General features: G+C 36.5%; 23 protein-coding genes. 9 read left to right on the top strand and 14 right to left on the bottom strand.

The genetic code is table 11. The features are described 5' to 3' along the window. Positions 1-91: 91 nt before the first annotated feature. Positions 92-1,024 carry an alpha/beta fold hydrolase gene (locus LC418_RS09535; protein ID WP_223558912.1) on the top strand — a complete coding sequence of 311 codons (933 nt, stop codon included), beginning with the start codon at positions 92-94 and terminating at the stop codon, positions 1,022-1,024. A gap of 136 nt (positions 1,025-1,160) precedes the next feature. Then, entirely contained in the window at positions 1,161-1,751 is a 591-nt protein-coding gene (locus LC418_RS09530; RefSeq protein WP_223558911.1) for a hypothetical protein, read from the top strand. Positions 1,752-2,104: 353 nt separating this feature from the next. Here the strand turns inward: LC418_RS09530 and LC418_RS09525 are convergent, their stop codons facing one another. Next, entirely contained in the window at positions 2,105-3,694 is a 1,590-nt protein-coding gene (locus tag LC418_RS09525; protein ID WP_223558910.1) for an ABC-F family ATP-binding cassette domain-containing protein, read from the bottom strand. A gap of 414 nt (positions 3,695-4,108) precedes the next feature. Here LC418_RS09525 and LC418_RS09520 point away from each other — a divergent pair, with 414 nt between their 5' ends. The 6 genes from LC418_RS09520 to LC418_RS09495 all read left to right on the top strand — a co-directional run bounded on the left by LC418_RS09520 (position 4,109) and on the right by LC418_RS09495 (position 9,149). Then, entirely contained in the window at positions 4,109-4,663 is a 555-nt protein-coding gene (locus LC418_RS09520; protein WP_223558909.1) for a phosphoribosyltransferase, read from the top strand. Between the two features lie 126 nt (positions 4,664-4,789). Next, positions 4,790-5,368 (top strand): adenylate kinase, encoded by a 579-nt coding sequence (locus tag LC418_RS09515; protein WP_111960962.1) that lies wholly within the window; start codon positions 4,790-4,792, stop codon positions 5,366-5,368. 67 nt (positions 5,369-5,435) lie between these two features. Next, positions 5,436-6,419, top strand: a complete 984-nt coding sequence (gene obgE / locus LC418_RS09510; RefSeq protein WP_111960961.1) for a GTPase ObgE — start codon at positions 5,436-5,438, stop codon at positions 6,417-6,419. 3 nt (positions 6,420-6,422) lie between these two features. Beyond that, entirely contained in the window at positions 6,423-7,214 is a 792-nt protein-coding gene (locus LC418_RS09505) for a hypothetical protein (RefSeq protein WP_223558908.1), read from the top strand. Positions 7,215-7,277: 63 nt separating this feature from the next. Continuing rightward, on the top strand, positions 7,278-7,766 hold the full coding sequence (locus tag LC418_RS09500) for a DUF6438 domain-containing protein (protein WP_223558907.1): 489 nt from the start codon (positions 7,278-7,280) through the stop codon (positions 7,764-7,766). An 87-nt stretch (positions 7,767-7,853) separates the two neighbouring features. Continuing rightward, positions 7,854-9,149, top strand: coding sequence for a DEAD/DEAH box helicase (locus LC418_RS09495; RefSeq protein ID WP_111960958.1), 1,296 nt, complete (start codon positions 7,854-7,856; stop codon positions 9,147-9,149). 284 nt (positions 9,150-9,433) lie between these two features. Here LC418_RS09495 and LC418_RS09490 read toward each other — a convergent pair whose 3' ends face one another. The 8 genes from LC418_RS09490 to LC418_RS09455 form a co-directional block, all read right to left on the bottom strand. Then, a complete protein-coding gene (locus LC418_RS09490) occupies positions 9,434-10,588 on the bottom strand; it encodes a hypothetical protein (protein ID WP_223558906.1) in 1,155 nt (384 codons plus the stop codon). A gap of 9 nt (positions 10,589-10,597) precedes the next feature. Beyond that, positions 10,598-11,362, bottom strand: a complete 765-nt coding sequence (locus tag LC418_RS09485; protein ID WP_223558905.1) for a TatD family hydrolase — start codon at positions 11,360-11,362, stop codon at positions 10,598-10,600. A 4-nt stretch (positions 11,363-11,366) separates the two neighbouring features. Then, the gene (locus LC418_RS09480) at positions 11,367-11,894 is read right to left on the bottom strand and encodes a DUF4269 domain-containing protein (RefSeq protein WP_223558904.1); all 528 of its coding nucleotides are present in this window, start codon (positions 11,892-11,894) and stop codon (positions 11,367-11,369) included. Then, a complete protein-coding gene (locus tag LC418_RS09475; protein ID WP_223558903.1) occupies positions 11,887-12,846 on the bottom strand; it encodes a GSCFA domain-containing protein in 960 nt (319 codons plus the stop codon). Before LC418_RS09475 ends, LC418_RS09480 begins: the two co-directional genes overlap by 8 nt. Positions 12,847-12,932: 86 nt before the next feature. Further along, the gene (locus LC418_RS09470; RefSeq protein ID WP_223558902.1) at positions 12,933-13,904 is read right to left on the bottom strand and encodes a polyprenyl synthetase family protein; all 972 of its coding nucleotides are present in this window, start codon (positions 13,902-13,904) and stop codon (positions 12,933-12,935) included. A 103-nt stretch (positions 13,905-14,007) separates the two neighbouring features. Beyond that, positions 14,008-15,150, bottom strand: coding sequence for an inorganic phosphate transporter (locus LC418_RS09465; protein WP_111960952.1), 1,143 nt, complete (start codon positions 15,148-15,150; stop codon positions 14,008-14,010). 19 nt (positions 15,151-15,169) lie between these two features. Beyond that, on the bottom strand, positions 15,170-15,808 hold the full coding sequence (locus LC418_RS09460; RefSeq protein ID WP_040998750.1) for a DUF47 domain-containing protein: 639 nt from the start codon (positions 15,806-15,808) through the stop codon (positions 15,170-15,172). Between the two features lie 149 nt (positions 15,809-15,957). Then, positions 15,958-17,667: a DEAD/DEAH box helicase gene (locus LC418_RS09455; protein ID WP_223558901.1), complete on the bottom strand. Its 1,710-nt coding sequence runs from the start codon at positions 17,665-17,667 to the stop codon at positions 15,958-15,960. A 503-nt stretch (positions 17,668-18,170) separates the two neighbouring features. On the opposite strand from LC418_RS09455, the gene LC418_RS09450 reads away from it, so the two are divergent. Further along, positions 18,171-18,833 (top strand): DUF2461 domain-containing protein, encoded by a 663-nt coding sequence (locus tag LC418_RS09450; RefSeq protein ID WP_223558900.1) that lies wholly within the window; start codon positions 18,171-18,173, stop codon positions 18,831-18,833. Between the two features lie 249 nt (positions 18,834-19,082). Here LC418_RS09450 and LC418_RS09445 read toward each other — a convergent pair whose 3' ends face one another. The 5 genes from LC418_RS09445 to LC418_RS09425 all read right to left on the bottom strand — a co-directional run. After that, positions 19,083-20,141, bottom strand: coding sequence for a diphosphomevalonate decarboxylase (locus LC418_RS09445; RefSeq protein ID WP_223558899.1), 1,059 nt, complete (start codon positions 20,139-20,141; stop codon positions 19,083-19,085). Positions 20,142-20,323: 182 nt separating this feature from the next. Beyond that, positions 20,324-22,093: an AMP-dependent synthetase/ligase gene (locus LC418_RS09440; RefSeq protein WP_223558898.1), complete on the bottom strand. Its 1,770-nt coding sequence runs from the start codon at positions 22,091-22,093 to the stop codon at positions 20,324-20,326. Next, entirely contained in the window at positions 22,090-23,103 is a 1,014-nt protein-coding gene (locus tag LC418_RS09435; RefSeq protein WP_111960947.1) for an NAD-dependent epimerase/dehydratase family protein, read from the bottom strand. Before LC418_RS09435 ends, LC418_RS09440 begins: the two co-directional genes overlap by 4 nt. An 8-nt stretch (positions 23,104-23,111) precedes the next feature. Next, positions 23,112-24,056 (bottom strand): BPSS1187 family protein, encoded by a 945-nt coding sequence (locus tag LC418_RS09430; RefSeq protein ID WP_223558897.1) that lies wholly within the window; start codon positions 24,054-24,056, stop codon positions 23,112-23,114. A 114-nt stretch (positions 24,057-24,170) separates the two neighbouring features. After that, a partial coding sequence (locus LC418_RS09425; RefSeq protein WP_223558896.1) for an ATP-grasp domain-containing protein occupies positions 24,171-24,949 on the bottom strand: 779 nt, incomplete at its 5' end.

Raw genomic sequence — 24,949 nt, 5'->3', positions numbered from 1 at the left:
TCATGACAGACGGCCCCAAATATTTAATGTAAAAAAAGAAAATTATTAATTCCTATATTTGATTGTCTACTGAAATAATAAGGCAACCCATATGGCATCAAAAAAATCATCCCACTTCTCCCCAACAACTACCAGCGAGACAAAACTCTTCCATACCCTGTTCACTCCTGATACAGTTCCCGTAAAAGCTACTTTACTCATTATCCACGGCATGCAGGAACACAGCGGAAGATATGCTGAAATTGCCGGTTATTTTGCAGACCGGGGGCTGGCTGTACTCACTTATGATCATCTGGGACATGGAAAATCCGTAAAAGATAAAAAAGACATCGGGTTTTTCCAGCTGAACCAACCCGATGAAAAACTTGTTTCAGATGCTGAAGCAGTGAGTAAATATCTTCACCAACAATATCCGGAGGTCCCTCATTTTGTTCTTGGACATTCCATGGGATCTTTTGTTACCCGCTGTCTTCTACAGAGGGCTAGCGGCAAATTGAATGGAGCCATTATTACAGGAACCGGAGGTCCTTTGGCCGGCATCAGTCTGATAAAAGGTTATCTTTCATTAGCGAACAAAATAGCGCCTCATCATCTTACTTACCTCAATACTCTTTTCAATATTGTCAATAACAAACATTTCAAGAAAGATCCGGATTTCAGTGATACAAGCTGGCTCAGTCTGAATCAGGCTAACAGGAAAGCTTTTACGGAAGATGAGCTTTGCGGGCTTCCTTTTACCAATAATGCTTTTTATGCGCTGTTCAGTATTTACAAAAAAGCAACGGCAAGAAGCTGGGCTGCTTCTATTCCAAAATCCTTCCCTTTCCTTTTCATTAGCGGACAGAATGATCCTATCGGAGATTTCAGTAAAGGCGTGCTACAGACAATCAATCATTTGAAGCAGGATGGATTTAATGATGTACATACGAAAATCTATCCCGACATGCGCCACGAAATTCTCAATGAGGAAATCAGGAAAGATGTCTTCAATGAAATATACCAATGGATTCTAAAGCATTTATAACATTAATATCCGTGTTCATCTGTAAAATATGCGGGAGATCTTTATTTTTGAAGGCTGCAAGCTTACTTTCTTCTTTCATTTTTTTAATTATTATATATTTAAGCATTGATAATTATAACAAAAAACACAAAAAATTATGGCTAAAAAATTAAATTTTATTGTTGCTCTACTTTCCTTCGTAACATTTTCGCTACATGCTCAGAATAAAACGATTGAATATTTAAACATTCCCGGCCCAATTAAAATGGATGGCAAAACCTATAATTTGATCTGGAGTTCTCATCCCAATGAAAATTATTACAAGCAGGAATATTTGTGTTCCAATGAAAAGATTGAAAAATACAATACATTAGCTTTGATCGAATTTGTAAAGGGAGATTTCAATCTTAAAGATGTTGTTGATCAAAAAGTAAGCGAACTTGAAAAAATGAAGCAATCGAATCCGGTTGTAAATTATAAAATATATGAAAATGATGGTGAATATATTTTAGACTTTCTCATGAGTGAAAATTCGAAAGATGGAAAGGAAATATTAATTGCAGAAAGAAATATATACCGTTATAAACTGATTACTGTTAATGAAAGCAAAGGCGTTTTACTTTTCGCTATAAGTGAAAGAGGCTATAAAGAAAATATGGAGAAATTTTTCAATAATCTAAAAAATAACTCTACTCACTTAATAGAAGTTGTTGGGAATTATAAACTACCCAATGTTCAGTTAAAATAATATATAAAAACTCTTGCGAACTACAGAGAAACATCACTTCGACTCGAACCTTATAGGTTTCTAAAACCTATAAGGTTTACATCTGCATCCAATAAAAAATACAATGTATATATCTACATCATATGCAAAAATCTGCTTGAGATTCTTAGCTAATTTATCCTTTATATAATTCTTCAAAATGCAAATTGTGACTGTCATTGTGAACCATAGGTGAAGCAATCTGATCCTATTCTATTAAAATTATACGAGATTGCTTCGTCGCTGCGCTCCTCGCAATGACAAATACAACAAAAACATCTGCTCAATCAGCAAAATCTGCGGAGCATAAAATCATCATGTCATAACGGCTCAATTTAATCTAAAACAATCTCCCGCTCTACTCCGATCTCTTTCAGAAACACCTCATCATGAGAAATAACTAGCAAAGTCCCATGATAATCTTTAATAGATGCTGTTAAGATTTCTACGTTCTGGAGATCCAAATTATTCGTGGGTTCATCAAGGATAATCATATCAGGAGCTTTACTGCTTATAGAAAGCCCGCAAAGAAGGAGTCTTAAGCGCTCTCCTCCACTCAATACTCCACATTTCTTTTCCCAGGTTTCTTTTCCAAATAAAAATCTGGCCAACAGAGTTTTCACTTCAGATTCCTGCATTGCTCCGTCATTAAACTGCTTCACAAAATCATACACACTTATTTCGTGCCCGATCAGGGAATATTCCTGATCAATGTAAATCGTATTAAATTCTGACCTCGAAATATTACCAACATTCGGTTGTAAACCTCCCAACAACAGTTTTATCAAAGTTGTTTTCCCCGATCCGTTTGAGCCTTTGATAGAAATTTTGTCACCACTCCTGATCTCAAGACTGAGATTTTCCTTCCAGAGATTATGATGTCCATATTTGAAATTAATGTCTTCCGCACTGATCAGAATTTTTCCGGAATGCAGATTGGAATCGTTGAAATTCACTTTCATCTGATCAGAATTTTTCAGTGAAAAACGAAGATCGCGAAGATCGCCGGAAATACCGCTGATTTTTTCAGCATGAACGCCTTTTAATTTAGAAGTATTTTTTTCAGCACTATTCCGTAAGGTATTCATCATAATTCTCGCTACACCGGATTTCTCCTGCTTCTGTTTTCCTCTTGCATCCAGTTTCTGTTTGCGTTCTATAGTTTCCCGTTCCTTTTCTTTTGCTTTTTTCAGGGCCCTTTCCTTAGCATGAATATCATTCTGGAGTGCTTCCTGCTCTATTTCTTTCTGTTCAGCATAAAAGTCATAATTTCCACCATAAGTAGAAATTCCCTGATTGCTTAATTCAAAAATGGTATCGACCAAATTCAGCAAAGTACGGTCATGGCTCACAATCACAACAGTCGAATTTGTTTTTTCAATAAAATCATACAACAGATTTCGTCCTTCCAGATCGAGATGATTCGTAGGTTCATCCAGGATGATAATGTCTGGCTGACTAATCTGAATACCAGCCAGAAAAACTTTTGTTTTCTGTCCTCCGCTTAAGCTTTCCAGCTTTTGACTTAAGTCCAGGTCTTCAAGTTTCCAGTAACTTAATGCATTCTGACAGCGTTCCTCAATATCCCAGTCATCATTTAAAATTTCAAAATATTCTTCATCTACTTCCCCACTTGTGATCTTTTGAAGAGCATTCAGTTTTTTGTCAATTTTAAAACATTCTGCCACAGTCAGATGATCAAAATTTCCGAACATCTGCGGAACATAGTATACATCACCCTTAACGGTTACACTTCCTTCTAAAGGTTGAATCTCCTGATCCATAATCTTCAGGAGTGTAGATTTCCCAATACCGTTGCTTCCGGCTAATGCCGATACGGTGTGAGGTTGTATGGTTAAATTGATTGAATTAAAAAGGAGATCCCCTCCGGGAAACCCGTAAGATATATTTTGTAGTAAAATCATTATTTCTTTCTTAGTAATAGTTAAACATCAGCAGCACTTTGGCTACTGTTTGATAAATCGGAAAGAAACTGAATCCTACATGTTATAATTGGGTTTTAGAAATACAAAGATAGCAAATTATTAATTATTCATTTTTTTTAGTTAAAAAACATAAAATCTTCATATAAAAAACAAAGGTAAAAGCACAAAAAAAGCAATATTTTTACAATGGTTAAATTCATTGGATCAGAATTTCTTTTACGTAAAGGACTTGTAAAAACGAAGATTTTTTCGAATAGATTATGATAATTGAAGCTTTAAAAGGTGAATTATTTCAAGATATTCGTTTTAAATGATATGTTTATTAAATCCGGAATAAAAGTAGAAAAGATTTTAATCAAAAATCCGTAACTTTGCCGACTACTAAAATTTTTTATGGAAAGCATTAAAGTTCACGACAAAACTTTCGTTCCTTATCTGAAGGACGCCGAAATTCAGGAAATTGTAAAAGAAACAGCGTTAAGGATTTATGAAGATTACAAAGACGAGGTTCCTGTTTTCATCGGGGTTCTGAATGGGGTGATCATGTTCTTCTCAGATCTTTTAAAATACTATCCGGGCGAATGCGAAATTGCTTTTATCCAGATGAGCTCGTATGCAGGAACAGAGTCCACAGGGATTGTTTACCAAAAAATGGAACTGACTAAAGATGTGAAAGACCGTCACATTATTCTTGTAGAAGATATTGTAGATACCGGAAACACGGTTGAGAGTCTGTTCAAATATTTTACGGAAACACAGCGTCCTAAATCTGTAAAGCTGGCTTCATTCTTACTAAAGCCGGATGTTTACAAAAAAGATTTCAAGCTGGATTATATCGGAAAAGAGATTCCAAATAAATTTGTTCTTGGTTATGGTCTTGATTATGATGAATTGGGAAGAAACCTTTCAAACCTGTATCAACTGGAAGAGGGACAGATCAACCATTAATTACTGCTACTAGCTTTTGGCTATTAGCCATTAGCTTTAAATATTAAAATCGAAATAAAGTAAATATTAACTAAAAAAGCTAAAGGCTGAAAGCTTAGTGCCGGAAGCTGCAAGCGAATCAACATTATGATAAACATTGTTCTGTTCGGCCCTCCAGGAAGTGGAAAAGGAACACAAGCTCAAAACCTGATCGAAAAATTCAATTTAAAACAGATTTCAACAGGTGATCTTTTCAGATATAACATGAAAAATGATACGGAGCTTGGAAAACTGGCTAAGTCTTATATCGATAAGGGAGAACTGGTTCCGGATCAGGTAACAACGGATATGCTGGTCGACGAGCTCAGAAAACCTACCGATACCAACGGATTTATCTTTGACGGTTACCCAAGAACTACTGCCCAGACGGAAGCTTTGGAAAAAATTGTAGCAGAGGAATTGAACGATAAGATTGATATCTGTCTTTCGTTAGTAGTAGAAGACAAAATTTTAGTGGAAAGACTTCTGAAAAGAGGGGAAACCAGCGGAAGATCTGACGACAGTAATGTGGAGATCATTGAAAACAGAATTAAAGAATATTATACTAAAACAGCAGAAGTTGCCGAACTTTACAAGCAGCAGGGAAAATATGTTGAAGTAAACGGCGTAGGAGAAATTGAAGAAATTTCCCAAAAGCTTTTCGCTGAAGTCGAAAAAATTAAATAATCGGGACATGAGTTACAGGATTTGAAAAATTCAGATTCTGTAACCTACAACCCGCAACACAAACTATATGTCTAACTTTGTAGATTACGTAAAGATCCATTGTAAAAGCGGACACGGAGGTGCTGGTTCTGCCCACCTTCGCCGTGAAAAATATATTCCTAAAGGTGGTCCGGATGGAGGCGACGGAGGCCGTGGCGGACACGTCATCATGAGAGGAAATGCTCAGGAATGGACTTTACTTCCGCTTCGATACACCCGTCACATAAAAGCTGATCGTGGTGAAAACGGAGCGAAAAACCAGCTGACCGGTGCTGACGGTGACGATATTTATATTGATGTTCCGATTGGGACTATCGCTAAAAATGAAGAGGGAGAAATTATCGGTGAAATCCTTGAAGACAAGCAGGAAATTATCTTGATGCAGGGAGGAAAAGGAGGAAAAGGAAATGAGCATTTCAAATCTTCTACCAACCAGACTCCAAGATATGCACAGCCGGGAATGGATGGCGAGGAAGGTTTTGTTGTTTTCGAGCTTAAAATTTTGGCCGATGTAGGTTTAGTTGGTTTTCCAAATGCCGGAAAATCTACCCTTCTTGCATCCGTATCTGCTGCAAAGCCTAAAATCGCGAATTATGCATTTACAACTCTGACCCCCAATCTTGGTATTGTGGACTACAGAAATTACAAATCATTTGTAATGGCTGATATTCCGGGAATCATTGAAGGTGCTGCTGAAGGGAAAGGTTTGGGACACAGATTTTTAAGACATATTGAAAGAAATTCTATCTTATTATTTTTAATTCCGGCTGATTCTGAAAGTCATTTCCAGGAGTTTAAAATTTTGGAAAATGAATTAACGGAGTACAATCCTGAACTTTTGGATAAAGATTTCATCATTTCTATTTCAAAATCAGATCTTCTGGATGATGAGCTGAAAAAAGAAATTTCTGCTGAATTCCCTGAAAACAGAAAGCCATTATTTTTCTCTGGTGTAACGGGAGAAGGCCTTGTAGAACTGAAAGACGCAATCTGGAAAAAACTTCACGGATAAAAGATGATACACTCATTGAAGAAAATAACAGCACCCGCTGTTATTTTTGTTTCATTTCTCCTGCCTGCCCTGACTTATGCTCAGGACAGCTTTTCATTCATGGAAACATCCAAACAGGATGAACATGCTCCTTTAAATAGTAAGGCGTTCTTTAAGTATGAATTCAACAAGAGGTTAAAATATAAATTTACTTACGAAAAGGCAGAGGGTCAGGGTACAGATAATGAGGTGAGCGATATTATAGAATATTACACCAATGAAAGTGATTTTTCTGTGTTGTATTTTAACAACAGCAGAAATGGGATTATCTATAATTTAAATAAAGATACCAATCCTGTACTTCCTGTTTCGATCAAGGATCAAAGTAAAGAGATCAAACCCGGAAATTTTGATTATTTCACCGGCGATATTCCTTTGGAATCTGAAATTGCTGACATCAGAAAAAGGAAAAAATTGAAAACTGATCAGATATTAGAGTTGGTTGAAAAGAAAACGGAAAATGATCTTATCCATTATAAGTATAATCTTATCCGTAATAATAAATCAAAAACAAATCTGGGAATTATTGAACTGGATGTAACCAACGATGATCAGAATTTCAACAACAATATCCTGTACGATATGGAACCTTTGTTCTTCAAAAATAAGATCATGTTTGACAAAGGCGAAATAAAAAGCTATTCTTATTACAATACTGCCAAGAAGAGAACAAAGTACTATGAATCAATGAATAATGATTCTGTACTATTAAGATTATCATTTACCAAAGGCTGTTGTGTTTCATCTCTGGAATAGTTTCTATACTACGACAGTTCAGCATTTGGAATAATTATTGAAAGAAAACAGGAAACCATCGCTATGAAATATATATTAAGTCTTTGTGCATTTTTATTTTTATTTTCTTGTACAACCCAGAAAACCAATTCAAAATACGCTAAAATCGAATATGAAGCAGGAGCATGTTTCGGATCCTGCCCTATCTTCACCATGACCATTAATCCGGACAGAACAGCCATATTGGAAGCTGAGCATTTTAATTTCTCGAAAGATTTTTCAAAAGGGGAATTTTCAAAACCGCGTGAAGGAACTTTTAAAGGGGGAATCAAGGAAGCAGATTATAACAAATTGGTTTCTCTACTGAATGGTCTTGACGTGAAAAATCTAAAAGATAAATACGGAACAAGAAATATCACGGACCTCTCAACTTCATATCTGAGAATTAATTTTACGGACGGAACTTTCAAAAACGTAGAAGACTATGGCAAAAGAGGAAGTGAAAAACTGAGGGAAGTCTACATGTTCATTGAAGACCTGAGACATAACCAACAGTGGGCAAAAGTAAAATAATCCGTTTAAAAATATTTAGACTACCTTTGCATCGTATCATTCCTTCACATTGAGGGAATTTTATTTTAAATTAAAAAAACAGTTCATTTGAATTTTACAGACCTAAACTTAATAGAACCTATTGCAAAAGCAATTCAGGAACAAGGATATACGAATCCCACGCCCATTCAGGAGAGATCTATCCCTGAAATCTTAAAAGGCAGCGACTTTTTAGGATGCGCACAGACAGGAACAGGAAAGACAGCGGCGTTTGCTATTCCTATTCTTCAGAATTTATCAAAAAATAAGACCAAAAATAATCATATAAAAGCCCTGATCTTAACGCCAACAAGAGAACTTGCCATACAGATCGAGGAAAATATTAATGCATACGGAAAATACCTTCCGCTCAAACAGCTCGTAATTTTCGGAGGTGTAAAGCAGGGAAATCAGGAGGCCGCCTTAAGAAAAGGCATCGACATTCTGGTAGCAACTCCCGGCAGACTTCTGGATTTTATCGCTCAAGGTATTATCAGCTTAAAAAACATTGAGATCTTTGTTCTTGATGAGGCAGACAGAATGCTGGATATGGGCTTTGTACATGATGTAAAAAGAGTGATCAAACTTCTTCCACCAAGAAGGCAGACTTTATTCTTTTCAGCAACAATGCCTTCTGAAATCCAGAAACTGGCAGATTCTATCCTGAATAATCCTGTGAAGGTAGAAGTGACTCCGGTTTCTTCCACTGCAGAGACGATTAAGCAATCAGTTTATTTTGTAGAAAAAGACAATAAGCTTAATCTTCTTTCCCATATTCTAGAGAATGACATTGCAGATTCTGTACTGGTATTTTCGAGAACAAAACACGGTGCTGACAAAATTGCAAGGAAACTGCAAAAAGATAATATCTCAGCAGAGGCTATTCACGGGAATAAATCCCAGAATGCAAGACAAAATGCCCTCAGTAATTTTAAGTCCGGAAAAACAAGAATTCTGGTCGCCACAGACATCGCTGCAAGAGGTATTGACATCGATGAACTTAAATATGTAATCAATTTTGAGCTTTCCGATGTTTCTGAAACATATGTTCACAGAATCGGAAGAACAGGAAGAGCGGGAGCTGAAGGCTCTTCGATTTCTTTTGTAGACAGTCTTGACCTTTTAAATTTAAGGAATACGGAGAAACTTATCGGAAAGAAAATTCCAGTTATAAAAGACCATCCTTTCCACACGGATGATCTTGTAGCCCAGAAAAGAGATTCTAATAACAAGCCTATGGCAGCCGGTGGTGACAGAAGACCTCCGAGGTCTCCAAAGCCACAAAATAATAACAATAAGCCTGCAGGCAGCACCCCAACGAGTTTTAAAAAACCGAAGAATAAAAATTTCACCAGAAAAAAATAATACGAAAGTCCTTTCCAACGAAAGGGCTTTTTTATATAGAATTTTTAGATTTAAAAACGGTTATTCTACTCACGATCCTAAGATTTTTAAATATAAAGGAGTTGGGTTTTAAAGAAAAATTAGATTATAGGGCTGGAATTACTAATCTGATTTTTTACCCTTGTCAAGGTTTAAAACCTTGACAAGGGTAACCGAGACTTTTTGGATAGGGTGATATAAGAATTTGTCTTCGGCAAAATAAGCAGATTTAAGTAATTCATCTTTAAACTCAATCATCTGAATATTCAGACTTTCTCTGTTTCTTTCTGAACTGAAAAGCAGTAAGCAATAATACTGAAAGGCAGACAGGCCGCCAGATAAGTGGTTGAAAAAAGATTATGCTGGAAACCCAGCCCGAAAAGTAAATATTTTTCCAGTACAAAGCTGAGCATCACCAGAAAAACAATATATGCCGAAAAATAGAATACATCATGTATTGTTCTGACATAAAACGACATAACCAGAGTCGTCACCAGAAAACCCAGCATGACAAGTGTATTGCTCTGCCCCTGAAGAACCAATGGATTATGCTGTATAATATAATCAAGATTATCAGCAGGAAAAAAAACAGTCAATAGTAAAATACCTACGCTGAGTATAAATGCAACAGCTGTTTTTATTTTACGGTTTGTATCTGTTGCTAAAAAAGGCTTCAGTAAAAAAATAATCAATGGAATAACTGCCACACTCCTTGTCAGAAACAAAACACCAAGGCACACACCCAACAAGACCGGTTTCTGAAAATAATCTCCTTTAAACTTACTGTGCCAGAAAAGGATGAATGCGGCCACGAAAATAAAAGAAGAAATAAAATCACTCTTGCAGACCACTTCGTAAATGTAAGACAGCGATATTCCCAGCATCAGTATAGCTGTGAACCTGATGAGATTGCTTTTAAATTCCAGAAGAACAGCATATGAAAACAACAAAAAAGCGGCTACCTGAAGATAACCCACATTTCCCAGAAGATATGCAGGAAGAGCTAATAAAAGCTGTCCGGGAAGGTATGAGGATAAGTTCCCCATAAAATTCCGTGTGTTATAAATATATTTTCCGTGAATCCAGTAATCTAAAGAAAAATCCAGCGTCTGCCAACGGTCTATATTCATTTGATAAGGATCTTTTAAGATATGGCATAAAGCAATATATCCTACTCCTAAAATACCCGTCAAAAGATAGACGAGCTTTATATTAATCTTTTTTGTCAACAATTCATTCTTTCTCAGAAAAAACAAAAAAATATGTACAGCAATAAAGGCAACAATCAGAATACTAATCGGGACAAATGACTGTCGGATACCATATTTGGTCAGGAATAAAAAATTAATTACAAAATAAACTGCAAACAACATTAAACTGTTTGCCTTGCTATTTTTTACATTGGTTAAAATTTCTTTCATCTGATTAGATTAGCAACTGAAAATTCTCTTAGCGTTTTCAGTAGTGATTTTATCAATTTCAGAAAAATCCTTACCATAGATATTCACCAGCTTTCCGGCTACGAGGTCCAGGTAAGAGCTTTCATTTCTTTTTCCTCTGTGCGGAACAGGAGCCAGATAAGGTGAATCTGTTTCCAGAACAATCTTATCCAGAGGAATTTCATTCAGAAACTGATCAATCTTCCCATTCTTGAACGTCACAACTCCGCCTATTCCCAATATAAAATTCAGATCAATGGCATGTTTCGCCTGTTCGAGATCTCCCGAAAAGCAGTGAAAAATTCCACGAAGCTTCGAATGCTTTTTTCTTTCCAGAACCTCGAATGTTTCATCAAAACTTTCTCTTGTATGAATCACAATAGGAAGATCCTTTTCTATAGCCCAGTCGATTTGCTGTTCAAAGGCTTTAATCTGGATATCCAGTGTTGTTTTATCCCAGTAAAGGTCGATTCCGATCTCTCCTATTGCCGGAAAATCCTTTTCATCCAGATAATTTTTAACGATATCAAGCTCTTTTTCCCAGGATTCAGGCTTTACATAACACGGATGAAGCCCCATCATGGAAATGATCTGCCCTGGATATTCAGCTTCCAGCTGAAGCATCTTTTCATGGGATTCCGAATCAATGGCAGGAAGATAAAATTTTGTGATTCCTTTATCTACAGCTCTTTGAATAGCTTCTTTTCTGTCTTCATCAAATTCTTCAGCATATAAATGCGTATGGGTATCAATCATTGTCTTAAAATTTTAACAGATCTTCATACGGGTTTTTCAAGTCCATCAGTAAACCGAAAGCCGGTTCAGTCTTGATTCCCTGTTTCTTAAGTTCTATTATTTTATGTTTAAAATCTGCTCCTTTTTCTTTTAATATTCTATATTCAGCCAGCATATGCCGGTAAGCATTCTGTTCAATTGAGGGTTTGTTCTGCGCGAAAATCTCTATTGGAAATTCTTCCAGCATAAAGTTCAGAATAATGCTTTTTTCTCCGTTAATAATGATATTTTCAATTTTCACTTCAGTATCCGCAGGAACTAATCGGCTAGCCGTGATATTATCGAGAAAATCTTCTTCAAATTCAAGATCAACTTTACAAATGATATCCAGATCACTGTTTTCAATATCAATTTCAATCGGAATAGTTCCGGCAAGAACTGGAGAATAGGGCTTTAATTTCTCAAAGATCTGATATTTTTCAAGAACTTCATAAGTCCTTTTTTGCCTTTCGTTTCCGGATTTCAAATAATCAAGGTTCGTGAAATCAATCATTTATAAAAATTTTATGCCTTACTTTTTCCCTCTGAACTTCAATTCTTTGATTTAATTTTTCTCTAAATTCAATATACTTCGGATCCTTTTCATCATCAGTTCTATGTTCCAGTGCTTTACTGATCTTAAAATTTTCTTTAATAAAACTTTTTGTCTCATCTGAGAAATAGGCTTCTCCGAATTTATCAAAAATGTAACTGACAGCCTGCGATGTCGGATGGATCATATCTTCCTTATAAAAACGGTAATCACGCAGATCATCCATCAGTATTTCATAAATGGGCAGGTAATGGCAATTTTCCAGCTGCAAAAGTGCTTCATGAACAGCGGTGATCAGTTTGGATTTGCTGAGCTGATTCTCAATCATTCCATCCTTGGTATGACGTACAGGTGACACAGTAAAGAGGATCTGTACATCATCCCTGCAGATATCTTTCAGGTTTAAAACTGTATTATAAATGGAATCTGTAAGTTCCTGATGGGAAAGCAACCGTTTTTCAAAAAACTTCTGTGGGATTTTGTGGCAGTTGGCAGCCAGTTTTTTTTTCGGGATAAATTCATAAATAAATGAAGTTCCGTACGTAATGATCACCCACCCTGCATCCTGCAAAAACCTGTTTCCTACTTCTATCCCCGTATTAATCCTATCCAGAGTCTGATGGACATATCTTCTGTCGAAGCTGCTGTGATGGTCCAGGGAGATAAATTCATCGTTAAACGTAATCAGCTCATCTTCTGTATAAAACTCTGAATCATGGAGTCTTTTAACAGCGTTACTGATCGAAAACGGATTAAAAATAGTTCCGAACGGATTGTTGACCGTCTGAAGCTGCCCCTGACCCAGCAAATCTGCCATTTCTGAAGCAAAGCAAGAGCCTATTGAAAATATTTTATCTTCAATATCAATTTTTTTTTCTGACTCCGGAATGTCAACTTCAGTTCTGAATTTCATTAATAAGGGATTAGGGCTTAGAAATCAGGGGTTAGGAAGCTCCAATAAATAACTAATCCCTACACCCTAATTCCTACTACCTTTATTTAACTTTCTCTTCTTAACAGATAATTAGCCAGCTCTATGAAAGGTTTTTTCTTTTCTTCGGGAATATTGATCTTCTCAAGGTAGCTCTGCCCTATTTCATTGTGCTTTTCGATCAGACGCAATGCTTTTTCATCCACTTTGGTTCTTCTGAAGATCTTTTCAACACCATATACTTTATCAATATTATCAGTTTTCTTACCATACCAATGGTCCAGCTCTCTTCTTTCTTCATCTGTTGCATGTTCTCTGGCTAAAAGATACAGCACTGTTTTTTTATTTTCATAAATATCCCCGGCATGTTTCTTCCCAAACTGAGCCTGGTCTCCAAATACATCAAGATAATCATCCATAATCTGGAACGCAATACCAATATGCTTTCCAAAGTTGAATATAGCCTTGGCATCTTTAAAATTAGCTTTTGCAATAAGTGCCCCTATTTCAAAGGAAGATGCACTCAGAACTCCTGTTTTATAAGTAATCATTCTGATGTAGTCATCATACGTTACATTCTCCTGAGTTTCAAAATTGATGTCGTACTGTTGTCCTTCACACAGAAGAAGTCCTGTATGGGTAAAGATCCTGATACATGCTTTGAAAATTTCAGGCTCAAGGTCTTCGAAAAACTTATAAGCTTTCAGCATCAGCCCGTCTCCGGAAAGGATCCCAACATTGATCCCGTGAAGGGTATGGATGGTAGGTTTATTTCTTCTTAAAGGAGCCTCATCCATAATATCGTCATGGATAAGCGTGAAGTTATGGAAAAATTCAATGGCCAGCGCAGGTTTTATAGCCTGTTTAATGTCTCCCCCGAAAAGGTCGCAGGCCATTAGCACCATAATAGGACGAAGACGCTTCCCGCCATGGGAAATGATGTAGTTCATCGGATCGTAGAGTTCCGCAGGCTTGTCTTTGAAAGTATACTTAGTGATGGCTTCAGCAACGATCTGCTGGTATCTGTCTAAAAATTCCATAAAATTTAATAGTTTAAACAAAAATACAATTTTTCAAGGCTTTATAAAACAAAAAACTTTGTCCAGAGGGACAAAGTTTATATGATGTATTTGAACATTTAAATTAAGACAGAAACGTTACTGCAAGATAAGTAACCGCAGCCACAATTGCTGAAATTGGAATCGTTAATATCCAGGCCCAAAGAAGGCTTACCGTAATTCCCCATCTTACAGCAGAAATTCTCTTCGTTAATCCTACCCCAATGATAGAGCCGGTGATGGTATGTGTTGTAGATACAGGAATACTAAGCTGATCTGTAATAAAAAGCGTGATCGCCCCTGCAGTTTCAGCACTTACTCCTTCTAATGGAGTCACCTTTGTAATTTTCGTTCCCATTGTTTTGATGATCTTCCAACCGCCACTCATAGTTCCTAAACCAATTGCAAGGAATGACACCAAAGGAACCCAAAGATAATGCTGTGCAAAGTAGTCAAAACGACCGGCAGACGGAATGTTAAGATATACCGGATCATGAAGCATCTCCACGTGATAGTAAATAAGAGCTGCCCCAATAATTCCCATTACTTTCTGAGCATCATTCAGACCGTGTCCTACACTGAAAAGTGCTGAGGAAACAAGCTGCAATCTCTTGAAAGACTGGTCTGCTTTGTACGGGTTTGATCTTTTGTAAAGGTGAACAATAATTAATGTAATGATGATCGAGATTACCATCCCTATCACAGGAGCCATGAAAATGAACAGGAAAATAGGAATTACTTTATCAAATTTCACAACACTCTGAGTTGTTAACTGATGAAAAGCCTGTGATAATGTATCAAACAATCCCAGGTTAGGTTGTGTCGCTACTACATCGTGATAGTCCAGCATAAAAGCATGCATCAGAGCCGCTCCTAAAAATCCTCCGATAAGGGTATGGGAAGATGAAGACGGGATACCAAACCACCATGTTAAAAGATTCCATGCGATTGCCGCTAAAAGACCTGAAAATATTACTTCAAGCGTGATGAAATTCTCATTCACTGTTTTAGCAATTGTATTCCCTATCCTGAACTCACCTATCACATAGGCTGCTAAAAAGAAGGCTGCGAAGTTCCAGAGTGCTGCCCAAAGTACAGCCTGAAAAGGGCTTAAAACTTTTGTGGAAACAATGGTTGCAATTGAATTGGCCGCATCATGAAAACCATTAATATAATCGAAAATTAATGCCAAAGCAATAATAACCGTAAGTAAAATCGGAAATTCCATTTCTGTAAGTTATAATTGTTTAAGCGTATTTAATCATGATGTTCTCAATCGTGTTGGCAACATCTTCTGCTTTGTCAGTTACTATTTCAAGATAATTAAGTACAGATGAAACTTTGATAATGTTAATGGCATCATTAGTTTCAAAAAGATCTACCATTGAGTTGGAAAGCAGGTCATCTGCAATGTTTTCAATAGAGTTCACTTTGATACATGCTTCTTTTACCTGGTCCATATTTTTGAATCCTTTTAGGTTTTTCATTGCATTCTGGATCTCAAGACAAGCTTTGTGGATCAGTAATGAAAAATCTGAATAAGCCTTCATTTCAGGCGATTTGTATAGGAAGATGTATTTTGTGGAAGCGTAGATGTAATCAGCGATATCATCAAGGCCGGTTGCCAGGGTGTGAATATCTTCACGGTCGAACGGCGTAATGAAGTTTTTTCCTAATTCAACAAAGATCTCATGGGTAAGTTCGTCGTTTTTGTGCTCGTAGTCACTCATTCTTTTTAACATTGTATCATCATTAAGATCGAAATCTTTGATACCGTTATTAAAGTCTTCAGACATTGCCACTAGGTTCTCTGTTACTTTTTCAAAAAGCACAAAGAAGATTTTATCTTTTGGTTGAAAAGCGTGGAAAATATTACCAATTCCCATTTTTATGTATTTATAATTTGAGTGCAAATTTCCTAAAAAAGGATTTGCCCTGAAACAATATAACATTAAGTTTTGTTAACATTAGGTTAACACTTGATTATCAAATAAAAAAACCGGCCAAAAGCCGGTTTTATATATCTTGAGATGCCTTAGTTTGCTACTTCAGCTCTCATTTCTTTTCCTTTAAATTTCATTGAAGGAATATTGCTCATTACATTTTCCTGGAATGATTTTTCCACTTCAAAGAAAGAGAATTTCTCCAGGATTTCAATATCACCGATTTCCGCTCTTTTTTTGCTTTTTCCGGCTGTTGCTTTATTGATGATATCTAATACATCAAGTTTTTTCAACTGATCTTTTTTCCCAAGGTTGAAGAAGAATCTTACCATGTTTTCGTCCTTTCTTCTAGGTTTTCCACCACGGTCTCTGCTATCTCTGCTGCCTCTGGTATCACGATCTCCACGTTCTCTTCCTCTGTCTCTGTCCCTGTCGCGTCCTCTGTCTCTTCTTGAATAATCATCATCTCTGGTGCTGAACTTCTGCTCAACAAGGTCATGCTTATCTTTGTAGTACAGCGCAAGATCTTTCAACTGGAACTGTAACAATTTATGAACAAGTTCTTCTTTAGTGAAAGCACTTAGATCAGGAATCAAACTGTCGTTGAATTCAAATATATCTTCTTCGTGTTCTGTAAATAGTTTTTCAAAAACTCCTCCAACCTGAGCTTTGATAATATCATCACCCGTTGGAATAAATTTTTCTACAATATCAATCTTAGTTGCAGATTTGATCTGCTTCAGCTTTCTGCTTTCTTCCGGCTTTATTAATGCCATTGAAATACCGTCTTTTCCAGCTCTTCCGGTTCTTCCGCTTCTGTGAACGAATACTTCCGGATCATCAGGTAAAGAATAATGGATCACGTGCGTTAAAGAGTTCACATCTAAACCTCTTGCAGCAACATCGGTTGCAACAAGGATATCAATGTTTTTCAGTCTGAATTTCTTCATTACCGTATCTCTCTGTGCCTGGGAAAGATCTCCGTGAAGAGCATCTGCCGCATAACCATTCTGCATCAAGAAATCTGCGACTTCCTGAGTTTCCATTCTTGTTCTGCAGAAAAGAATAGAATACTGGTTAGGGTTTGCATCAATTAATCTCTTAAGAGCTTCTTTTTTCTGACGGTAACCCACTACATAGTATTCATGCTTAATGTTCTTTTTAACCTCGTTAATAGAACCTACAGAAATACGGTGCGGATTGGTAAGATAATTTTTAGAAATTCTCTCTACTTCTTTGTTCATCGTTGCCGAGAATAAGAAACTTTGCTTTGTGTCCGGTGTTTCGCTTAAAATTGTTTCCAATTCATCTTTGAAACCCATAGAAAGCATTTCATCAGCCTCGTCTAAAACTAACCAATGAATGGCAGAAAAATCAAGTGCTTTTCTGTTGATAAGGTCAATTACTCTACCAGGAGTACCTACAATAATTTGTGGCTTGTCCTTTAAAGAGCGAATTTGATCCATAATACTGCTTCCACCGTAAACCGCTGTGGTTTTGATGTCTTTCATGTATTTGGAATAATTTTTTATGTCTTTAGAAATCTGAAGACATAATTCCCGTGTCGGACAAAGGACCAAAAATTGGATTTTGCGACTCGTTTCGTCAATCATATCCAAAATCGGAAGCGAAAACGCTGCTGTTTTGCCTGTCCCTGTCTGCGCAAGTGCGATCAAATCGCGAATATCTGAAAGAATGAAAGGGATAGTCTGTTTTTGGATTTCTGTCGGGCTTTCATAACCCAGTTCGCCAACTGCCTTAAGGATGTCAGGACTTAAATTGGACTCCGTAAATAAATTCATTAAATATTTTAAAATTTTTGCAAAGATACAACAAATATTTGATTTGTTTTTGAATAAAGTTTTAAATATGTAAACTTTAATTCAGAATCCTTTAATAATTTCTTAATTTTTAAAAAATTAAATCTAAAAAAACACGGTCTGCATTAAAAACATGTTAAACATTATTTTTTTTTATTAAATTGGATTGATTTTTTCGGTATTATTTATGAATTTTCAAAAATAACATTATTCATGGTAAATTTTTCTTTAAAATTACCTTTCTTTCCCAACCGCGTTATTTCCTTTAGCTGCCGCAGTTTTTAGATATTGATCACTCAATAGTTAAGCATAATTTTCTTTACGTCCGGTTATTTTAAGTATTATATTTATTTTTTGAAACTGCAGGAATTGCCTGCTTTTATTTTAAGGCATGGACTGCAGTATATAAGTTTGGTCAGCATAACTTTATTTTTTAACTTGGTTTAAAATAAATTCAACAGCACATCATATTAAACATTAAAAACATGAATAGTATAAATCCGGAAACACTGACATTTCTAAAAAACCTAACCGTTAACAACAACCGTGAATGGTTTAATGAAAATAAAGCCGCTTATACCGAGGCACAGGAAAATGTTATTACCTTCCTTGATGAACTGATCAAAGAAATGTCCGGTTTTGATGAAGAATTAGGAAAAATTGATGGTAAAAAATCACTCTTTAGAATTTACAGGGATACAAGGTTTTCAAAAGACAAATCACCATACAAAACCAATTTTGGAGCATCTCTGGGAATGGGCAAAGGAAGCCAGAAAGGAGGCTGTTATCTTCATATGGAACCAGGAAAGTCTTTTCTTGCAGGCGGTATCTATATGCCGGAATCGTCTGTCCTGAAAGAAGTAAGGAAAGAAATTTCGTTATATGGCGACGATTTCCTTAAGATCATCAATCAAAAAGACTTCAAAAAGCATTTCCCAGAGCTGGATCAGGATGATAAACTGAAAAAAATTCCTCAGGGATTTGAGAAAGAAGATCCAATGGGCGAATATCTGAAATTAAAGAATTTTATTGTGATTTATTATTTAAAAGATGAAGAAATTCTGGATAAAAATGCCATAAAAAACATCACTAAGATCTTTAAGCTTATGAAGCCTTTTAATGATTTCCTGAATGCCCCCTTTCAATAAAATTTTGATTAATTTTCTTTACGTACTACATATTTTTTAACGCAAAGGATAATTTTTAACCTTGTAATTTTAAACCTGCAAAGAGGGAATCAATTGCATTGATTTGATGAAGCAGAGATATGATACCTTAATCAATACATTTTAATTAAGATTAGTATTAAAAAGAATCTGCTTGATCTGCTAAATCTGCGAGAAACTTTTTGCACTCGCAGATTTAGCAGATCAAACAGATATTGATATTCTTTATTCTTAAAACTTCATTACATCTTTCACTACTCCATTTTTCTGGGTATGCTGCAGTAATTCTGTTTCGATAAATGCTTTGATTGTATCTTCAGATCCATTGTCAGGGAATAGAAGATGAACATTAGCTCCTGCATCCAGTGTGAAGAATAGCGGAAGAGCCGTTTCTCTTCTAAAATCCCAGATCTTATTGATCACTTCCAGTGTTCCGGTTTTCATCAGGATAAAAGCAGGATCACTCATCATCATCATGGCGTGAAGAGTAAGTGCTTCATGTTCTACCAATGTGATGAACCGTTCCATATTCCCGCTTTTAAGAATTTCCTTCATCGGAACAAAATTGTCTCTTGCTTCCTGAAATCTTCTTTCAGCATAAGGATTGGTGTTCATCAGGCCGTGTCCTACCGTTGAGGAAACACTTTTCTGGCCTTCATGGATCAACAGCACCCAGTCGTTGAAGCTTTTAAATATATCATGAATTTCGGTATCAGGATATTTTACCGCAAACAGATCTGAACTTCCTGCTACCTCATCTGATGTTCCCCAGACCACCAGTCCATTGTATAGACTTCTGCATGCACTTCCGCTTCCTAATCTTGCTAAAAATGATGCTTTTCTTAATGATTCTTCTTCAGATTGATTTCCTGAAAATTCTGCATCCAGCTTCATCAGGCATTTGGCAATGGCTCCGAACCCAGAAGCAGAGCTCGCAATCCCGGAACTGTGGGGAAAGGTATTTTCTGTTTTGATGATGTATTTTCCTTTCAGAATCCATGGAAGATACTGTTCAATATTTTTAAAATATTTTTCTATTTTTTCAGCAAATTTCACCTCTTCATTTCCTGACAGGAAAGTTTGAACGGAGAAAGGTTCATCTGCCAGAAATTCTATAGAAGTATTGGTCTTACAATGATTCAATGTATAACTGATGCTTGGGTTTGCAGGAATCTGATTATCGTATTTGCCCCAGTATTTGATCAGGGCAATATTGGATGGACAGCTTTCTGAAACTGTCTGAGTATGAATGGTGAAATTTTGTTTTCCTAGGAATTCTTGTGTTGTCATAGTCTGATTTAAAATGGTAAAACGCTTTTATTTAACCACAAAAGTCACAAAAGAATCTTAACACTTGAGTTATTGATAAAGTTAAATAAAACGGTCTATTCTAGACCACTTAAGTTTTCAAAAATCTCTGATTTTTTATTGAAAAAGCCGTTTGCGCCTTTTGTGATTTAGATCGTTTTATTTTAATACATTTTTTCTATAATATCTGCATATTTTTTAAGAACCACATTTCTTTTGACCTTCAATGTAGGCGTAATTTCGCCTGTATTGATATCAAATTCAGCAGGCATTAATGTGAATTTTTTCACTTTTTCAAAATCCGCCAGGTGAACCTGCAGTTCTTTAATTTTTTCTTTGTATAAAGCAATGATTTTCTCATTTTCCACCGCTTTTTCCCAGTTGGTAAAAGGAATATTGTTTTTCTTCATAAAGTCCTGCAGAAACTCGAAGTTAGGAACGATAAGAGCTGACACGAACTGCCTGCCTTCTGCTACAAGCATGATCTGCTGGATAAAATTATTATTGGTAAGAAGATTCTCGATCTGCTGTGGGGCTACGTATTTTCCGTTGGACGTTTTCATCAGATCTTTGATCCTGTCTGTGATGATCAGGTTTCCTTTATCATCAAATTTTCCGGCATCCCCGGTTTTGAACCATCCGTCTTCCGTGAAAACTTTCTGTGTTTCTTCAGGTTTATTATAATAGCCTTTCATAATCCCGTTTCCTTTAGCCTGGATCTCGTCATTTTCTCCGATACGGATTTCTACACCCGGCAAAGGTTTTCCGCTTGTTCCGTGCTCGAAATGTGTTAATGGGAAAAGCGTCAGTGTAGCGGTAGTCTCCGTCAACCCATAGCCTACTGTTACGTGAATTCCCACCGAGTCAAAGAATTTTGTAACTTCCGGTGAAAGGGATGCTCCTCCGCAAGGTAGGAACCACAGCCTTCCGCCCATCTTTTCTTTAATTTTGCTGAACACCAGCATATCTGCCACGGATTCTTTTAGTTTTAATCCAAGGGGAGTTGGCCTTTCGTTTCTTCTCAGTTCTGCGGTCTGCCATCCTGTTGCCAATGCCCAGTCGAAGATTTTTTTCTTCAATGATGAACCTTCTTCTGCTTTTTCGAGAACACCGGCATATACTTTCTGGAAAAACCTCGGCACCGCACACATCATGGTAGGTTTCACTTCTTCCAGAGTTTTGGCAATATTTTTTGGATCTTCTAAGAAATAAACTCTCGCACCGCCATACAAACACAGCAGGCTCCAGCTTCTTTCGAAAACATGGCTTAATGGAAGAAATGCCAATGACAATTCTTCTTCAAAATTTTTGAATTTAAAAAATTCAAAATGGGAATCGAAAGCTTTGATGAAATTGCCATGAGTAAGCATTACGCCTTTTGGAGTTCCTGTAGTTCCGGAAGTATAGATCAGGGTTGCTGTATCGTCATATTCTTTTTTACAGATCTCCAGTTTAGGAGAAGATTTGGCAATGAAATCTTCGAGGTAAAAACTATTGAATTCTTTCTTGATCCAGACAGATTTTTTGGAAACAATAATGGTTTCCAATTGATTTTCTTCTTTCTGCAACAACTCCAGACAGGCATCATACTGCTCCTGGCTGCCAACAAGCACAGCCTTTGCAGAGGAATCATTAATGATATATTCTGCCTGCTCTGCATTATTGGTAGAGTAAACAGGTACTGTAACCGCACCAATGGCCATTGAGGCCAGATCAAAAATCATCCATTCAGAGGAATTATCTGAATAAATGGCTACTTTATCATTTTCCTGAATTCCTGCATTTTTTAGTGCATTGGCTGTTTTAAAAACGATTTCACCGAATTTTTTCCAGCTCAGTTCTTTCCACGCCTCATCTTTCTTTTTAAAGCCTATCGCTGATTTTACCGGATGCTTTTCTACATTTTTAAGGATAATTGCTGCTGCAAGATTCATGAATTCAGCTTTTTGTCGTTAATATAATTTTTAAGATGAAAATCAATACTGTCCTTCACAGGAATAAATTGATAATCAAGTTCTTTTTTAATTTTTTGGTTGGAAATGGTATTGAGCGATGATATGGATTCAACATTTGATTTGGTAATGATTCTCAGCTTCGGAATCAGCCATCCAAAAAGGATATTGGCAAATCTCCCCAGGCTCAATTGAGATTTTGTAAGGATTTTCGCTTCTTTCAGACCAAGCTGTGATCTGATCTGTTTTCCAAGCTCTGCATATCTTTTATTTTCGGAAATAAGAATAAAACGTTCTCCGAAAGCATTCTTTTCCATGAGCTCAATGGAAATCCGAGCAGCATCTCTAACGTCTATATAACTGGTTCCCCCTGAAAATGTAAAGCCGTTTTTTTCAAACGTAGGAAATATATCTCCACTGCTCTGTCCCCAGTTTCCACTTCCGATGATCATTCCCGGATTCACAATTATGGTGTTCAGCCCTTCAGCAGACGCTCTCCAGACTTCCATTTCAGCAAGATGTTTGGAAACAGCATAAGCAGAATGTTCTTCTTTGGGATTAAATTCTGAAGTTTCGTCCAGTTCTCCTTTTTCATTAAAAACATCCAAAACAGCAATTGTGCTTACGTGCAGAAATTTTTTCACTTCTGTACCTTCGCAGGCAAACAACAGATTTTCTGTACCTTTTACATTGGTATGGTACATTTCTTTTGCATCATGAGGATGGAAACTTACTTTTGCGGCGCAGTGATAAACCTCATCTACCCCTTTCAATGCATTTTGAAGGGAATCAAGATTATCAAAATCTACGTCTACCCACTCGATCTTATTAAAAAGATCTTCGGGATTCTCCGTATAGAAGCCGTAAGAATGTTTTACATCGTTCAAATTGCTGCCCGGTCTTTTGGAGGCACGTACGTCTCTTCCTCTTTTCAAAAGTTCCAAAACGATTACTCTACCCAAAATTCCCGTTGCTCCTGTTACAAATATCATTTACTGATTTAATTTATTTTTCCGCTCCCAAGCATTGTCTGCCATACAGGTTTATATATCGTATTTTTAATACCTTCTGTATGATAAGGATTCTTTTTATTTCCTTTATTGGGATTCTCTAATGAAAAGTCTATTTTTTTATCTAAGGCAAAGATATGATCTTTTGGGATTTTTAATGCGGTACATATTTCTATTAAAGATTTAGCAGCTACTTCATCAATATGATAGGCGGCATACCATTTCTCTACCGGTGTTTTGCTTTTATTAAAATACCAGCCGGCAATTTTTTTCTCTTTAGAATCTGAATAATCCCAACCCCCTGAAAAGCTAATGACCCTGTCTACAGAATTATTCTGAGCAATAAATTCTGCCATACCTCCGCCTTGTGACTGTCCGGCAATGGCAATTTTGTTCCAATCAGGATTTTCATTTTTCAGATAGACAGACCAGCCTCCCTGAAGATCAGATTTTGAAAGACTTTGTAATAGTTTTGTCAGCCTGGGTACTATTGCATCCTGAGGCTTATCCGGAATTAAAGAAAAAGCGGGTGTTCCGTAAATTCTCATCCTTCTAAATTCAGCAGCACAATCTGTATCTGAATTTAAAGTATCCCCTATGCAAACCTGAGAAACTCCCGGTTCAGAGATAAACGAAAGTGCAATTACTCTATACCCGCTTTCTAAAGCCGTATTGATAAATAATTCGGGAACATGTTTTGTTGTTCCTCCTGTTCCTGTAAGCCAAAGCAAAATTTTATTATTTTTTACTTTTGGATCATAAAAAACAATATGGGGATCGTCCGCCATCCGGACAGATTGATCTAGCTTGCTTGGTTTCACTTTAATTATTTTGTAAACAGCTGAATCTATATTTTTTTGTGCTGTTACCATTACAGGAACATACATTAAAGCTATAATTATAACCAGAATGTTCCTACTAATACCTTTTTTCATTCCTTTATGTGCTTATTTCACAAAGGTAGTATTTTAGCTAATGATAAAAGTATTTTTGCATGGCTGTTGCTTAAATTTTATGACTTTTTAGGAATTGTTGAAAATTAGATTTATTTATACCAAAATCCTATTATTTCTTCTTAGCGCTTTGTCGCAGAGAACGTCTGCGATACTTTTGGAAATCAGATTTTCCTCCGTTAAATTATCTAACCAGAAAAATTCTCCTGCAGCATTGATCTCGATGAAATAGTATTCGTCTTGGGGAGAAACAATGATATCTATAGCACCGTAATCTACATTGTAAACATCTAAAAGCTCCAGAAGCTTAGCTTCAATATCTGAAGGAAGTTCTGTTCTTGCCCATTTGGTAAGCAGATTTACCCCGTCTTTTCTCCAGTCCACCTTTGCATCTTCGGACTGCTGGGAATCTATTTCAAAAGCATAGACATCCTGCCCAACAATGGTAACCCGCAATTCTTTTTTCTTTTCTATTTTTTTCTGGAACTGCATCGGGCAGTATACCAATGAATCCAGTTCTTCAAGCTTGTCTTCACTAACCACATTGGTGAAAACCACATTTTCCACACCGTCTTCATAGATAGCAAAACCGGTCTGCATTTTAGCCACCACATTCTGATGCTTAAGGATGAATTGTCTGGCTTCTTCAGGATTATTGGTAAGGCAGGTTTCAGGAATATTAAGGCCTAGCTTAACGGCAATTTTCAACTGCTCTTCTTTACTGTCCAGCCTTCTGTAAATCCCCGGCTTCCCCAATGCATAAGCATCTACAGATTCTATAAATCCGAAAAGCGTGTTGCGGATCTCGCCCATTGCGGCGCTATAAAACTTTTTATCCATTTCTTCTTTCACCCCGTTCCCGATGTTATAAGCTC

This window comes from Chryseobacterium lathyri (genome assembly GCF_019970085.1).
In the GTDB taxonomy this organism is placed as follows: Bacteria; Bacteroidota; Bacteroidia; order Flavobacteriales; family Weeksellaceae; genus Chryseobacterium; species Chryseobacterium lathyri.
This window is presented reverse-complemented; position numbering and strand designations above follow the sequence as displayed.

What these genes read in the sequence shown, in the direction of transcription:
- LC418_RS09535 (WP_223558912.1), top strand. Translation starts at nt 92, where the DNA reads ATGGCATCAAAAAAATCATCCCACTTCTCCCCAACAACTACCAGCGAG.
- LC418_RS09530 (WP_223558911.1), top strand. Translation starts at nt 1,161, where the DNA reads ATGGCTAAAAAATTAAATTTTATTGTTGCTCTACTTTCCTTCGTAACA.
- LC418_RS09525 (WP_223558910.1), bottom strand. Translation starts at nt 3,694, where the DNA reads ATGATTTTACTACAAAATATATCTTACGGGTTTCCCGGAGGGGATCTC.
- LC418_RS09520 (WP_223558909.1), top strand. Translation starts at nt 4,109, where the DNA reads ATGGAAAGCATTAAAGTTCACGACAAAACTTTCGTTCCTTATCTGAAG.
- LC418_RS09515 (WP_111960962.1), top strand. Translation starts at nt 4,790, where the DNA reads ATGATAAACATTGTTCTGTTCGGCCCTCCAGGAAGTGGAAAAGGAACA.
- obgE (WP_111960961.1), top strand. Translation starts at nt 5,436, where the DNA reads ATGTCTAACTTTGTAGATTACGTAAAGATCCATTGTAAAAGCGGACAC.
- LC418_RS09505 (WP_223558908.1), top strand. Translation starts at nt 6,423, where the DNA reads ATGATACACTCATTGAAGAAAATAACAGCACCCGCTGTTATTTTTGTT.
- LC418_RS09500 (WP_223558907.1), top strand. Translation starts at nt 7,278, where the DNA reads ATGAAATATATATTAAGTCTTTGTGCATTTTTATTTTTATTTTCTTGT.
- LC418_RS09490 (WP_223558906.1), bottom strand. Translation starts at nt 10,588, where the DNA reads ATGAAAGAAATTTTAACCAATGTAAAAAATAGCAAGGCAAACAGTTTA.
- LC418_RS09485 (WP_223558905.1), bottom strand. Translation starts at nt 11,362, where the DNA reads ATGATTGATACCCATACGCATTTATATGCTGAAGAATTTGATGAAGAC.
- LC418_RS09480 (WP_223558904.1), bottom strand. Translation starts at nt 11,894, where the DNA reads ATGATTGATTTCACGAACCTTGATTATTTGAAATCCGGAAACGAAAGG.
- LC418_RS09475 (WP_223558903.1), bottom strand. Translation starts at nt 12,846, where the DNA reads ATGAAATTCAGAACTGAAGTTGACATTCCGGAGTCAGAAAAAAAAATT.
- LC418_RS09470 (WP_223558902.1), bottom strand. Translation starts at nt 13,904, where the DNA reads ATGGAATTTTTAGACAGATACCAGCAGATCGTTGCTGAAGCCATCACT.
- LC418_RS09465 (WP_111960952.1), bottom strand. Translation starts at nt 15,150, where the DNA reads ATGGAATTTCCGATTTTACTTACGGTTATTATTGCTTTGGCATTAATT.
- LC418_RS09460 (WP_040998750.1), bottom strand. Translation starts at nt 15,808, where the DNA reads ATGGGAATTGGTAATATTTTCCACGCTTTTCAACCAAAAGATAAAATC.
- LC418_RS09455 (WP_223558901.1), bottom strand. Translation starts at nt 17,667, where the DNA reads ATGAATTTATTTACGGAGTCCAATTTAAGTCCTGACATCCTTAAGGCA.
- LC418_RS09450 (WP_223558900.1), top strand. Translation starts at nt 18,171, where the DNA reads ATGAATAGTATAAATCCGGAAACACTGACATTTCTAAAAAACCTAACC.
- LC418_RS09445 (WP_223558899.1), bottom strand. Translation starts at nt 20,141, where the DNA reads ATGACAACACAAGAATTCCTAGGAAAACAAAATTTCACCATTCATACT.
- LC418_RS09440 (WP_223558898.1), bottom strand. Translation starts at nt 22,093, where the DNA reads ATGAATCTTGCAGCAGCAATTATCCTTAAAAATGTAGAAAAGCATCCG.
- LC418_RS09435 (WP_111960947.1), bottom strand. Translation starts at nt 23,103, where the DNA reads ATGATATTTGTAACAGGAGCAACGGGAATTTTGGGTAGAGTAATCGTT.
- LC418_RS09430 (WP_223558897.1), bottom strand. Translation starts at nt 24,056, where the DNA reads ATGAAAAAAGGTATTAGTAGGAACATTCTGGTTATAATTATAGCTTTA.